Source organism: Acidithiobacillus sp. (assembly GCF_023255755.1).
GTDB lineage: Bacteria > Pseudomonadota > Gammaproteobacteria > Acidithiobacillales > Acidithiobacillaceae > Acidithiobacillus.
This window is the reverse complement of the sequence record NZ_JAGDVS010000091.1, coordinates 1-12,800: the sequence shown is the minus strand read 5'-3', so window position 1 is coordinate 12,800 and position 12,800 is coordinate 1. Positions and strand designations below refer to the sequence as shown.

General features: G+C 56.5%; 12 protein-coding genes and 1 pseudogene. 4 read left to right on the top strand and 9 right to left on the bottom strand.

Going from position 1 to position 12,800, the window contains the following annotated elements:
• Positions 1-186: 186 nt before the first annotated feature.
• Positions 187-981, bottom strand: a complete 795-nt coding sequence (locus tag Q0C48_RS06245) for a Fic family protein (RefSeq protein ID WP_291522596.1) — start codon at positions 979-981, stop codon at positions 187-189.
• 99 nt (positions 982-1,080) lie between these two features.
• On the opposite strand from Q0C48_RS06245, the pseudogene Q0C48_RS06240 reads away from it, so the two are divergent.
• The 4 genes and pseudogenes from Q0C48_RS06240 to Q0C48_RS14685 all read left to right on the top strand — a co-directional run.
• A pseudogene (locus Q0C48_RS06240) lies at positions 1,081-2,238 on the top strand (IS256 family transposase); the annotation flags it as partial.
• Between the two features lie 168 nt (positions 2,239-2,406).
• Positions 2,407-2,676, top strand: coding sequence for an AbrB family transcriptional regulator (locus Q0C48_RS06235; RefSeq protein WP_257481909.1), 270 nt, complete (start codon positions 2,407-2,409; stop codon positions 2,674-2,676).
• A complete protein-coding gene (locus tag Q0C48_RS06230) occupies positions 2,673-3,026 on the top strand; it encodes a type II toxin-antitoxin system PemK/MazF family toxin (RefSeq protein WP_291522593.1) in 354 nt (117 codons plus the stop codon). Before Q0C48_RS06235 ends, Q0C48_RS06230 begins: the two co-directional genes overlap by 4 nt.
• A gap of 17 nt (positions 3,027-3,043) precedes the next feature.
• Complete coding sequence (locus tag Q0C48_RS14685; RefSeq protein ID WP_366937025.1) at positions 3,044-3,643, top strand: type IIL restriction-modification enzyme MmeI; 600 nt, start codon at positions 3,044-3,046, stop codon at positions 3,641-3,643.
• A 39-nt stretch (positions 3,644-3,682) separates the two neighbouring features.
• Here Q0C48_RS14685 and Q0C48_RS06225 read toward each other — a convergent pair whose 3' ends face one another.
• From Q0C48_RS06225 to sohB, 8 genes are all read right to left on the bottom strand, one after another.
• Positions 3,683-7,138, bottom strand: a complete 3,456-nt coding sequence (locus Q0C48_RS06225; RefSeq protein WP_291522591.1) for a hypothetical protein — start codon at positions 7,136-7,138, stop codon at positions 3,683-3,685.
• Positions 7,135-7,722, bottom strand: coding sequence for a pilus assembly PilX N-terminal domain-containing protein (locus tag Q0C48_RS06220; RefSeq protein ID WP_291522589.1), 588 nt, complete (start codon positions 7,720-7,722; stop codon positions 7,135-7,137). The genes Q0C48_RS06225 and Q0C48_RS06220 overlap by 4 nt, the downstream gene beginning before the upstream one ends.
• On the bottom strand, positions 7,719-8,885 hold the full coding sequence (locus tag Q0C48_RS06215; protein ID WP_291522587.1) for a PilW family protein: 1,167 nt from the start codon (positions 8,883-8,885) through the stop codon (positions 7,719-7,721). The genes Q0C48_RS06220 and Q0C48_RS06215 overlap by 4 nt, the downstream gene beginning before the upstream one ends.
• Before the next feature lies 1 nt (position 8,886).
• Positions 8,887-9,369, bottom strand: coding sequence for a prepilin-type N-terminal cleavage/methylation domain-containing protein (locus Q0C48_RS06210; protein ID WP_291522584.1), 483 nt, complete (start codon positions 9,367-9,369; stop codon positions 8,887-8,889).
• Complete coding sequence (locus tag Q0C48_RS06205) at positions 9,354-9,923, bottom strand: Tfp pilus assembly protein FimT/FimU (RefSeq protein ID WP_291522582.1); 570 nt, start codon at positions 9,921-9,923, stop codon at positions 9,354-9,356. The genes Q0C48_RS06210 and Q0C48_RS06205 overlap by 16 nt, the downstream gene beginning before the upstream one ends.
• Entirely contained in the window at positions 9,920-10,159 is a 240-nt protein-coding gene (locus Q0C48_RS06200) for a hypothetical protein (protein WP_291522581.1), read from the bottom strand. The genes Q0C48_RS06205 and Q0C48_RS06200 overlap by 4 nt, the downstream gene beginning before the upstream one ends.
• Positions 10,160-10,209: 50 nt before the next feature.
• Positions 10,210-11,469 (bottom strand): type II secretion system F family protein, encoded by a 1,260-nt coding sequence (locus tag Q0C48_RS06195; protein ID WP_291522579.1) that lies wholly within the window; start codon positions 11,467-11,469, stop codon positions 10,210-10,212.
• A gap of 126 nt (positions 11,470-11,595) precedes the next feature.
• The gene (sohB, locus tag Q0C48_RS06190; RefSeq protein WP_291522577.1) at positions 11,596-12,594 is read right to left on the bottom strand and encodes a protease SohB; all 999 of its coding nucleotides are present in this window, start codon (positions 12,592-12,594) and stop codon (positions 11,596-11,598) included.
• Positions 12,595-12,800: the final 206 nt, after the last annotated feature.

Sequence of the window (12,800 nt, the reverse complement as noted above, 5' to 3'; positions counted from 1 at the left end):
ACATGATCGAGCCGCCGACCTTGCGCAGATTGGTTGTATGCACGATGCACCTCCAGTGCGTTAAGTTATATGAAAATATAACTTTTATTGATCTGGACTGCAAGCTGTAAGTGTCGCCAGACCACGCAATGTGATGCGCTTGACAATGGCCTTGTCGTCAATCTGGACCATTCACTCTGGTCAAAATTAGACGTTTGACAATCGCCCTTCACCGCAAGCGGGCGGCGGCAAAATGGCCGATGCATCCGGGTGGCATCCCGCGAGGAAAGCCATCATTTCGCTGGCGTCTTTCGACAGGTAAAAGCGCAGCATCTTTTCGTTGAATGCTTGTGCTTTGGCGGCGGGCACGCTGATGGCGTCCATCCCATGCGACATGAGTACGCCGTTCATCATGAAGCGCCCTGTCCGCTTGTTGCCGTCGAAGAAGAACTGCTGCAAGGCAGCGAACAGAAAGAAGGCCATTGCCCGTTCAAACGGTTCGCACCCTTGCAGTGCCGCCACCCCTTCACGGAACACCCTGTTGAGTTCCGGCGCACCGGGTAGCGTCGGCAGCGGGGTATAGCGCCCATGCTCACCAAGACCTACATCCGGGGTGTAGTTCGTTTCCTGACCTTCGCCACGGAACACGCCCCATTCCAACGCTTCCTTGCGGGCGACGATGCGGTTTAGTTCTGTGAACACCGGCTTGGAGAGTTCAAACTGGCCGCCCTTGACCATCGCCAAAAGCCGCTTGGCGCTTTCTGCGAGATTCAGGACTTGCTCCTGATCGAAAATCTTCCGCCCGCCAACGGTCACGCCGTCCAACAGGGTCTTGACCTCGGGGAAGGTGAAAGGGTTGCCTTCAAGCACCGAAGCATCCCAAACGAACTCGGGCAGCATCTTGTGGAAGCGGAAACAGACGCGATCCATCGAATGAGACGGAACGGAAGTCGGCACCGCCGATCTTTCCCACCGAAAACCGAGCGCATCAAAGAGCGTCATGTTACAGCCCCATCCATGATTGAACACGGCGTTATGATAGCAACACGCACCGCCAGCGTCATTCACAGCAGCGACCGCCCTGCACGGCGGCACCGCGTTTCAGAGGTGGCCGTATTGCTGGAAGAGTTTTCTGCTGTACGGATGGTCAATGGTCGTCAGGCGGTCGTTCGTAACGGCCACCTGCCGGAGCGAGAGATCATGACTGCTTTAGGGCCAGTACCCGTGAAGGTCCCCAAGGTTCGGGATCGCTCGGGTTCGGGGATTAAATTCAATTCGGCGCTGGTGCCACCGTATGTGCGTAAATCGCGGACGGTGGCGGCCACGGTCCCCTGGCTGTATCTGCATGGGGTATCGTCCGGTCATATGCAGGAGGCGCTTTCCATTCTTTTGGGCGAAGAGGCCAAGGGACTTTCCCCGGCGGCATTGGGACGCCTCAAGGCGCAGTGGGCGGAAGAGCATGCCGCCTGGCAACGCCGTTCGCTGGAAGGTAAACGGTATGCCTACTGGTGGGTGGACGGCGTCTATACCAACCTGCGTGCGGAGGAGGATCCGCGCATCTGCCTGCTGGTGATTATTGGCGTAACTGCGGACGGGAAGAAGGAACTGGTCAGTGTCAGCGACGGCCTGCGCGAATCCAAGGCCTCCTGGCTGGAGATTCTGCGCGACCTGCAGGTTCGTGGTCTGGAAGCTGCACCATTACTGGCTATTGGTGATGGCGCCATGGGCTTCTGGGCCGCATTGGACGAAGCGTATCCCGAAACCCGCCAGCAGCGCTGCTGGGTGCACAAGACCGCCAACATCCTCAACGAACTGCCCAAATCCAAGCAGGGCAAGGCGAAGGCGGCACTGCAGGAAATCTGGATGGCCGAGAGCCGGAAGGCCGCGGAGAAAGCCCTGGAAGTCTTTGTGCGCAACTACCAGGCGAAGTATCCCAAGGCCGTGGCCAAGCTGGAAAAGGATCGGGCGGAATTGCTGGCCTTCTATGATTATCCGGCCGAACATTGGCGGCATATCCGCACCACCAATGCCATTGAATCGACCTTTGCCACCGTGCGTCACCGGACATCGCGTACAAAAAACTGCGTGTCGCGCAACAGCTTCCTTGGATTGGGCTTCAAGATGCTGCAGCAGGCAGAAAAGCGCTGGATCGCCATTTTCCATCCGGAGAAAGTGCGTGATCTGTTTGCGGGGGTAAAATTCACCGATGGATTGCCGGCCAATGAAACCCTGCCGGGGGACCAACAGGACGCCGCCTAAGCTATGTTAGAACACGCTCATACACCAAAATTGACTATTGCTCACCGCCGGGCAACGGACCCTTTGCGCCGCCATGTTCTCCCGCTTAGGGAGGCGGTGTCAGGTTGCACTAAAGTCACACTCGCACTAAACTGTTCAAGCGTTGATGATATTAACAGGGGTTTCGCCATGTTGGTCACAAAGATTCGCAAGCAAGGCGGTGCAGCGGTAGTTACGCTCCCTGCGGAAGTGCTGCGGCAGTTGGATGCCGGTGTCGGTGAGGATTTGAGCATAGTGGTCTCCCAGCACACCGTTATCCTGCGTCCGGCACGCGGTGAGCGGCGGCGCTATAGCCTGGAAGAATTGCTCGCTGGTGTCACCGAGCAGGACATGCAGGTCCTCGCTGAAGACACCGCCTGGGCCAGGGAAGGTGCGCCCGCCGGGAGAGAGTTGATTTGATCGGACGGAAGGTTCCATCCCCTGGCGACGTGTACTGGATCAATCCCAATCCAACGGCAGGAAACGAAATCCGGGACCGGCACTGGTTCGTGGTCATCACGCCCACCGAAATCAACAAGCTGGGCTTGGTCACCTGCGTGCCTATCACCAGCGGTGGCAATCACGCCAGGCAGAACGGATTGACCGTGGCCATCGCGGGGCATGACACGACAGGCGTGGCCGCCTGCAATCAAATGCGCACATTCGATCTACGCGCCCGTGCTGGAGACATTCAGTATGTGGAAACGCTGGACCAGCAAACCACGCGCGAAATTATCAACCGGGTAACCAGTATCATCGATCCAGCGTGACGCGATAGACGCGAGCATTGGCGGAATGCCGTTTGCCACATCAGTTCAAGACTCCTCGTTTAGCTAACGAAAGCGTTATCGTTACTCCTCGCGTAAGTTCTGAAAATAGACCTTACTTGCCTGTAGGGCTGATGGGGCTTTTTTGCGCCAGGAAAATTACCACCGCGTTGCAGAGGCTTCTGCGACGGGTCAAAAACCAGGGGGGATGCGCGGCACGTTACTGGGTGCTGAAGCGGGCACCGTTTCGGAAGCTGGAGTTTGTATGCCGGGAAGAACAATGGGTGGATCCAATCATGTACCGTCATACAGCATCATGCGAGCGCAAGGCCGAAAGTAAACCAAAAACAAAAAAAACCGCTTGTAGCAGTTCGCCAGATCTCCATGCAGACGGCTGCCAGGCACATGCGGTTGCTCCAATCGCTTCTTCAGAGCCTTGCGCAATGGACCCTTGGCGCCGCCATCGAGCGCATTCTATTCTCCGAGGGCCTCCGGCAAACCCTAAAACGGGAGAAGCCGCGGAAATCTCGGCACGGCGTGTCGTGTCCTTCCACAGCAGCCCCCTGCTCAAAAAGCGTTGCAACGGCCTTAGTATGTTACATAGTTTTCATGGGCCCTGAACAGTTACGATAAATAAAGATACATTAACCCTTCATCTGTTATTGAAACAATTCTCTCCAGCCAACAGGCCCCCCGGCGGGCAGTTGCCCAGCATAAAACGATGTGCTCAAAGCGGTCTGCCCCAGGGTGTTCTGGGAAGCGGTTGTCTGCACAAATAGCTTCCCGTTGAAAATCGATATGGTTGGAGTAAAAGCAGTACCCGTTCCCACCCATAGATCCTGTGCAGCCCCGTTCTGTCCTAGCGGAACAAGTCCTGCGCCAGGGAAATAGCCTGTGGCGAGATTGAAGAAATCATTGTATGCAGCGTAGGTATTGCATGAGTTTGATCCTGTGGACTGCACGGTAACAGGAACGTCGACCAGTCCGGAAAAGATGGCTCCGGCGGCATCGATGGACGCTCCCGATTGCAGCGCCTGAATCGCTTTAAACGAGGGTCCGGCAGACGTGCTGCTGGTGAATGTCCCACCCTTCGTCCCACCCTTCCAGGTCCCGGTTCCTCCGACATAGGAGGTCCAGATTGGCGACCAGCCGTTCGCGCCATTCTGGTATGACGTAACCCGGTTGCTCCCTTCCGCCACAAGATACTGTAACCCATTGTAGGTGGCCACCTGGAGATATTGGATGGGATCGATGGCACCGTATCCGCTTGCCCCGTAATTGCCAATATTGGCAAAGCTGTTTTTATTGAGCTTGTAAGCAGAAGACCATGGAGCCTCCCATACATTCCCAAGGTTGTCGCCCAGATAGACGTTACCGAACTGATCCACTGTGGGCTGACTGGTGGCGACAAACGGTAGTGGATCGACAAAAGTATCACTGGGATTGGCCACGTTGAATCCGTAAAGACTGCTGGATTCCGACGACCCCGTCCCGGTATTGACGACGTACAGGGCATAAGCAACGCTGGTTGTATCATCCTGGTAGATCACCGGAGATCCCTGAACTGGCTCGTAATAAGATGCGCCGAGATCATCCTCATAGACTTCGGCGGATGGCTGAAAATACCCATTGCCATTGGGAGTGACCTGCAGGCCGTACAGGATGCCACCGCTTTGCGCCACACCCACGACATAGGTTCCCCAGGCGCCGGAGCCGTTGACGGCGTCCACCGTGGTGAATCCGCCCTGGTTCTGGCCTTCCCAGAAACTGTTGTAAATGGAAAGGTGTGATACCAGGCCGCGAGGCATGAACCCCCATTTAAAGGCCCCGGTTTGCGCGCTCCCAATTCCACTCAGACCATAACTATAGAGGAAACCATCGTTGTCGCTAAAAAGAACGGATGGCTTGACCCCCTGATTCTTGCCTGCGTAAGTCAGGTAGCTTGGGATGTTCAGTAAATATGCGTTGTCCGGGGCACTTAAAATAACCGGTATGGCCTGCGATGTCAGCCCGATCAGCCAGTTGGGATCGCGCCCGCCCAGATAGGCTCTGCTGTTGTAGTCCGGATTGATGGTGTAATCGGCGACAATGGATGGCGTTAGCGGTGCGGCCAGTGTGCCAAACGCGGCAGAGTCGAGACTGGCGACCGGCATGATGGCCCCCGGCGCACCGTTATTAGCGAGGCCTACGGAAAACAATGCCGACGAACGAGTGGATGCGGTTATACCACCTTCCGCGGTCCACGATGGGTTGGCGGTCGCCACCCCGCTGACGGCGATGTCATAAGCGGAAAGGTTGCCTTCCCCATTCGTGCGGTTGTTGGTCAACAGGTATTCGTTGTTGCCCGTATTCAGGCTGGGTGATGCGCCGGCGGATGCGGTCACCACCGTGCCGGCAATTTGCGCCACGATGCTGTTGAGCGCATTTTGAATCTGGGATGGGCTTGCCGCGTCATAAACCTGATTGGTGTTCCCAGCAATCGCCATCGCGTTCAATGCGGCGAGACTTGCCTGGTCTTCCGCGGACGACCCGGTAATGGCGGGACCGACACCAATAACGAAGGTCTTGATGCCGTTGCTGGCCATCGCGGTAATCTGGTTGATGGTCTCTGTCAGCGCATTGTTTTGTGAGGAAACGAAAGAACCATTGGCGTTGTAGCTGGCCTGCGGGGTGGAGGAGGAATACAGGGCATCCGCCGCCTCGCTGCCTACCGGAGGGTAGGTATTCCCCCCTGTACCCATCGTTGGCTGCCCGTCAGTAATCAGGATGACGTATTGCCCGGAACAGGAGGGAGAAACGAACTGCCCGTCCGCCGTCGTCAGCGCCCCGGCCATGGGAGAGAATCCCGCATCCGGTTCGATTTCCGGATATTGGGATGTGTCGAATGAAAAACCCTCCGGCGCGGTATCCGTCTCTATCTGCTGGACAACGCTGGTACTATAAGGCTGCAATGCCTCGACAACATTGCCTTGGCTGCCATTGACGGAATTGTTGAACGCATACCCCCGCTCGGCATACCAGACTTCATGGCTGGACGGAACATAACCGGAACTGGTCGGTGTCGTTTGCGTGAGTCCGTCAGTAGAGTTTGGATAAGACGACGATGGGATGTTATAACTACCCGATCCCAGGTGCTCATAGCTGCTCAACGTATAATTGCTCAGGCTGCCGCCGCCATACGACAACACGTTGGAACTCAGCCCGCTTGAATAAAGAATATCCACTACGTCGGGGTTATCCGATGTTTGCCCTATGTACATATAGGGATCGGTGTACATAGCCGAACCGCTGTATACCACGGTCCCTTTTTTGGTTCCGTAGTTTTTTCCAGTCTGGCTATTCGTATTGGCAATCGCCTGACAGCTATTGGTCTCGCTCTGATAGCAAGGGTTGTTGACCACACGGGTATTGCCGTCCGCCATGGCCACGGACGTGGGTGCATCGGACGTGCCGAAGTCAAAACCGCTGCCCTCTCCAGACTGGGAAGCGCCGCTCATGTAGTACACCCATGAGTTGGACATGGACGGAGACCCCTGCACGGAGTAATCCACCAGCCCCAGGTTCAGGTTCGCTGCATTGGGGGACGTAACGACATAATCGACGGACTGTTCCGCCACATTGATCAAGGATTCCGAATTATCGAGGTAGGCCCCGCTTCCCAGATTTCCGCACAAAGTCTGGTTGGCGGAGGATAAAGAGCTTGAACCGCACGATACCGTGTAAGGCGCGTTGCCACTGGAATCCGCCGCCTGCACCCGTGGCGTATACCCATTTACGGGATAATTGACGGGAGAAGACGAGGACTGATTGACGGCGTTTCCGTTGCTGTCCTGTGCCAACCCGGATCCCGTATAGATGCCTTCGTTGGCAAGACCGCTTGTGCCATCCTGACCGTTTCCGCCGTTGTTCGGCACAATCTCCGCCATGCTTTGCGAGTTGTCCAGGACAATGACCACCTGTGGGTCTCCGGTGTTTACGGCTGGGGGGGAAGTTCCGCCGCCGCCGCCGCCGCCATGATGACCCCAGCCAAAGGATGGAGAAACAGGCAGGAATACCAGTCCAACGATAAGCGGGATTCTGGTCAAAGCCGAGTAAAAACCATGCTTGTGGATCATGATTGTTCTTTCCTCAATATGGCCTCGGTGGTCACGCCCAGACCGCCGCCATTGGTATTCTGCGTATGTACAAAAGCCGTGTAATATCGGTAGGAGGTGGCCGCCCCATGCTGGGATCCGTTCAAGGTTGTGGCAGGAAGATTGGTGGGTTGTATGAAGAACTCTACGGTAAAGTTGAATGGCCCATATTTAGCCTGTAGGGTCTGGCATGTCTTTTGAGTGGCACACGTCTGCCAATAAGATGCAGTAGGGGTGGTCGGAATCAATTGCCCTGTGGGAAGCGGCACGTACCATGGAGCCAAGGCCTGTGGATTGGATGCCGTAAGCACTTCTGGAAATTTTGTGGTCAGACTCAGCTGGGTGCTCGCCTGACTCATTCCTTCGTCTGTCGCCTGCAGTGCAGCACTTTGTACACCCATGTTCGAAGCGATTATCGTATTATTCGCATCCATGGACATGAGCGCAATAACCGACAAGGACAATGCGAATATGATGATCAGGACAACCACCAGAATGGCGCCATTCTCATTGCCGTTTGCCGGTCCTGGCAGGACATGATTGGGTTTGTGACCAGCAGGCTTCATGATTCACCCCAAATAGCGTTGCGTACCGGGATGGTTTCCTCGAAAACATGGTACGTATACGCCTGGCAATTCCCGTTTTGACAGCCTTGGGCCTGCCCACCACTGGAAGGAACTTTAAAGACCTGGCCCAGGAGATCGTAGGATGGCTGACTCGTCTGGTTTTGAGCGGGGATCGTGGTCCTTGCCAAAATGGCAACCTTGACGGCCAATATGGCTCCGTTGGATGTCGCATTATATAGAGCGGGGGTTATCCATTGCTGCACGGCCCCGGTGAGCGTGCCATTGGCGACACCATACAGGATCTGGATGTCCACGATGCCCCGCGCAACTGCCTGGGGCGTCGCTTGTGATGTGCTGGCGAAGGTAGACTGGGTGACATAGAGAGTCGGAACGCCTGTAGACCCGTTGGGGTTCGCAATGCTGAAGGTATCGATGTAGAACCCGGTCTGGCCCTCGTCATAGAAATTGGCGTTGACAAATTGGTTGGTGGACAGATTGCCATCCAGCGCGCTAAAGCCGTTGGGCGGGTTGAAGATTGATTTACCGCTATTATGCACGACATTTTGGTTCGCGTTCCCCACACCCTGGTTGACACTGGTGATCTGGCCGAAAAGGCATACACCCCCTGAAGTCTGCACGACAAACAGATCGTTGCTATTCACCAGGGAATCATTGCTCAGCACCATGTCTGCCGATTTCGTGGATGGAATACTCACTACCTGGGCCGCGGCGCCATCCCCTATGGCCCCGCCCCCGGCTATAGCCGTCAGGCTATAAGTATCAATCCCAGACAATGCGGTTGGATCATACGGGTAACTGGATGACCCGCTTTGCACCGATGCGGAAATGGGCACCAAATTGAGTACCCCAGCACCCGTTGCGGAATCATACGCATAGGTACCATTGGGACACACATTTGGGGGCAACCCAAACCCCGCGGACTCTACGCTCTCGCGGATGAATGCCATCGCCATGCGCCCCCTCTGCCACATGGCGTTCACATTATTTTCATTGTTGATGATGTTGCTCGTAGACAGATAGAACGTAAAGGCGGCGATAGCCAACAAGGAACTGATGACCAAGGTCACCAGTAACTCGATGATGGTAAACCCTCTTTCGCCATCAACCATGGGTTCACTGGAGGAATGAGGCTCTATTGGCATATCAGTATCCCACCACGGTTTGCGCGCTGTAATTCTCTGGCTGGCCATTCCCGTCGTTCCAGTTGATGGAAATAGTCGCTGTACAGGGACAACTGCCATTCCCTAGGGAAGAGGTTACGGCAACCGTCTCTACTCCAGAGGGCAGCGAAGCCACCAGTGCGGTAATATCGGATTCATCGGCGGCTACCAGCGTGTTTCCAGAGCTTTGCCTCGTCTTCGTGTCAAACCCATCAAAAGAGAGTGCATTGTTCCCTGATGAGCGCAGGATGCCGATGGTCGTTTGTGACAACTGATAGGCGGTGGTTACGCTCTGGCTTTGTCCTACGGCTGCGTAGTTGTTCAGGACGATGCCAATGATCCCCAGCGACCCGATCAAAAGAATCGCGGAAGCGATCATCACCTCCACCAGCGTCATGCCGCTTTCCGGATGCAGAGGATGATCCTCATCCTGCGGACCGTGGTAGTCGATTATTGCAGGACGCATTGATAGCCCCCATTCACGCTGTTGGCCGCGCAGTTTCTGATAGCCCCACCCCCGCTTAATGATACCAGCCAATATCCGTAGTTGGCCGCGTTGTTCACGCTCGTGCTGGAAAAGGTTACCTTCATGCTGCTCAATGTGCTGGTAGTCGGGTCTTCGACCATTCCTGACGGATAGATGTCCAGCGTTGCCGGGCCATTTACGGAGCAGGTAATGCCATGGTAGCGATCACTGAACTGCGCGTAGTTGAATGAAGGCACGGACTGCAGTGTGGATGTGGTGGTTGGGGTAATCGTCCAGGCGCATGCGCCGTTGGCATTGGGTCCGCTTACGGTAACAGCCACCATCAGGCCGCTGCGGATGGCATAGCCTTCGGCCCACGTAAGGCTCCGCTGGAACTGGTCGGCGGAAGACTGGATCTTTGCCCGTACCAGCCATAGCGACAGATACGGCGTCGCGATGCCCAGAATGATCGCCAGAATGGCAATCACGACCATGATCTCCACCAAGGTGAAGCCCGTTTCGCGTGCTCGCCACGTCCGCGCCGCGAGCATCATGAATCCAGAAACTCCACGATCAAGGACGGCCAATAGCGGAACCCGCCGCCGATCAACCCAACCAGCGCGAGCGCGCTCAGGGCCAACCAGATGCCTGCCACGGGAGAGATCGTCGCCATCATGACCCAATAGACCGCGGCGGAACCAGCAAAGCTGATGGAAGCCGTGATACCCAGGAAAAACTCCATGCGGGAATCCCTGGACAGGGCGTAATCACTCCACACATAGGCCGCCACGGACAGCACACCATCAACGGAAAGAGCGTCTCGTCGTGCGACATGGGTCTCTAGCCTCCGTGCGTTACGACCGCGCCCATCTTGAAGATCGGCATGTACATGGCGACGACCAGGGTGCCGACGATGACGCCGAGCACGACCATGATCATCGGCTCCATGAGGGTGGAGAGGCGATTGACCGACTCTTCGACCTCACTTTCGTAAAAATCGGCGACCTTGCCGGCCATGGTTTCGATGGCACCGGTTTCCTCACCAATGGCGAGCATTTGGGTGGCCATGATGGGGAAGACGCCGTCGGCTTTGAGCCGGGTGGTGATGCGGCCACCGCTGGCGACGTCGTCACGGGCCGCCAGGACGCTGCGTTCGATGATGACGTTGCCGGAGACTTTGGAAAGGGTGCCCAGCGCTTCCATAATGGGCACGCCCGCCGCCTGCATGGTGGATAGAGTACGCATAAAGCGCGCCACGGCGCCCTTCAGCAGGATGTCGCCGAGCACCGGGATTTTCAGGGAGAAGCGGTCTATGACGGTCTTGAAGGACAGGTTGTGCTTGTAGGCGTAAACAAAGAGCCACACCGCGGCGATGGGCGAGAGCACCACGATATACCAGTGGCTTTTCATCCAGTTGGAAATATTGATGACGATCTGTGTCAGCAGCGGCAAGGTGGCACCGAAGCTGCTGAATAACTGTGAGAATACCGGGATGACGAAAATCATCAGGATAACCACGACCACGACCATGACGGTGATGATGGCCGCCGGGTAGAACATGGCCGACTTCACCTTTTTGTTCAGTGCCAGGGTCTTTTCGCGGTACTCGGCCAGACGCAGCAGGATGGTGTCGAGAATGCCGCCCTGTTCACCGGCGGCGATCAGGGACACAAAAAGGCGGTCGAAGTATTTGGGGAAGTGGGCCATGGACTGCGACAGCGATTCGCCTTCTTTGAGGTGCTTGAGAATGCCCTTGAGCAGTTTTTTCATGCCTGCGCCGGAGGTGGCGGAGATGAGCAGTTCAAAGGCCTGCACGATGGGTACGCCGGCATTGATCATGGTGGAGAGCTGACGGACCATCACCACCAGTTGCGCTTCCTTGACGCCTTTTTCCCCGAACAGGGGCTGCGGCACCTTGCGCACCACGGTCGGCATCATGCCCATGCGGCGCAGGTTGGAGCGCACGGCATTGGCGGAGACGGCGTTCATCTCGCCCTTTTTCTTTTCGCTCCCGCCGGGCGATGTCGCCTCCCAGGTAAAGTCGTAGGTCTTCGCCTCGCGGATGGCGGATTTCTTGTCTTTACCCAAGGCTGTCGCCATGTGTTCACCTGATCCCGTTTACTGTTACCCACACGCATGTAGAACTAATCTCGTTAATTTGCAATGGGTGTTGTGCTGGGAGCGGTTCGAGCTGGGAGCGGATCGACGGGCCTATGGCGAGGTGTTTTAAGAGATCGGTATCTGCCAGAGTTTGTCCCAGCTTTGCTGGGCAGCGAAGCCGAGGCGTTGGGGAAGTGTCTTTTGGCGCTGATAATGGAGGGCGAGGACTTTGCCTTTTTGTGCCGCTTCCAGGATGATTTCGTCGCTGGTGGCGAGCTGATCTACCAATCCGAGTTGTAAGGCCTTGCTGCCCAGCCAGGCTTCGCCGGTGGCGACTTGTTCCAAATCCAACTGCGGACGGTATTGTTGTACGAAGTTGCGAAACTGGGCGTGGGTTTCTTCCAGTTCTTCGCGCAGCTTGGCGCGGCCAGTGTCGGTGTTTTCGCCGAAGAGGGTGACCGTGCGCTTGAATTTGCCGGCGGTGAATTGTTCCCAGTCGATGTTGCGGTCTTGCAGCCAGCGGTGGAAGTTGGGGATCTGCGCGACCACGCCAATGGAGCCGATGAGGGCGAAGGGGCTGGCGACGATACGGTCGGCAGTGACGGCCATCATGTAGCCGCCGCTGGCGGCGACGGCGTCGATCAGTACCGTGACATGGATTTTGGCGGCGCGCAGGCGCAATAGCTGGGCCGACGCGAGGCCGTAGGTGTTGACCATGCCGCCGCCACTTTCCAGGCGCAGCAGGACGGTATCGCCGGGTTTGGCGGCCTGGATAATAGCGGAGATTTCTTCACGCAGGGCGCTGACGGCAGAGGCGCGGAGGTCGCCCTTGAAATCGAGCAGGTAGGTACAGCTTTCGACGTTGCTGTCCTTGGCTTTGCGGTCTTTTTTGAGGGCCTTTTGGTGGACCTTCAGGGCTTTTTTTTCCAGACGATATTGTTGGACGTTTTCGCTGGACTGTTCTAGTTGCTTGCGCAGGTCGCTGACCTGCACCTGCCCGGTCGCAGGTCTTTTGCGTTTATTCAGGGCGATAGCGGTGAGGCCGCCGGCAACCATAAGCAGGGCAACTACAATGGTCGCGGTGTCGGCGAGGAAGAGCAGGTAATGACTGAAGAAGGTTTCCATGGCGCAAAGATAGGCGGAAAGGCGATAGCTGTAAAGATTTCGTGCATGGTTGAAGCTTGGGGGTTGGGGGCGTTATCATTTCGCCTCTTGCTGAGGTGCCGCTTTTCGTGATCCATGTGAAATTTTTTGCCAGTGTGCGCGAGCGCACTGGGGTGGAGGAAATGTCCTTGCCGGTGCCGGATGGCGGCGTAACGGTGGCGGAGGGG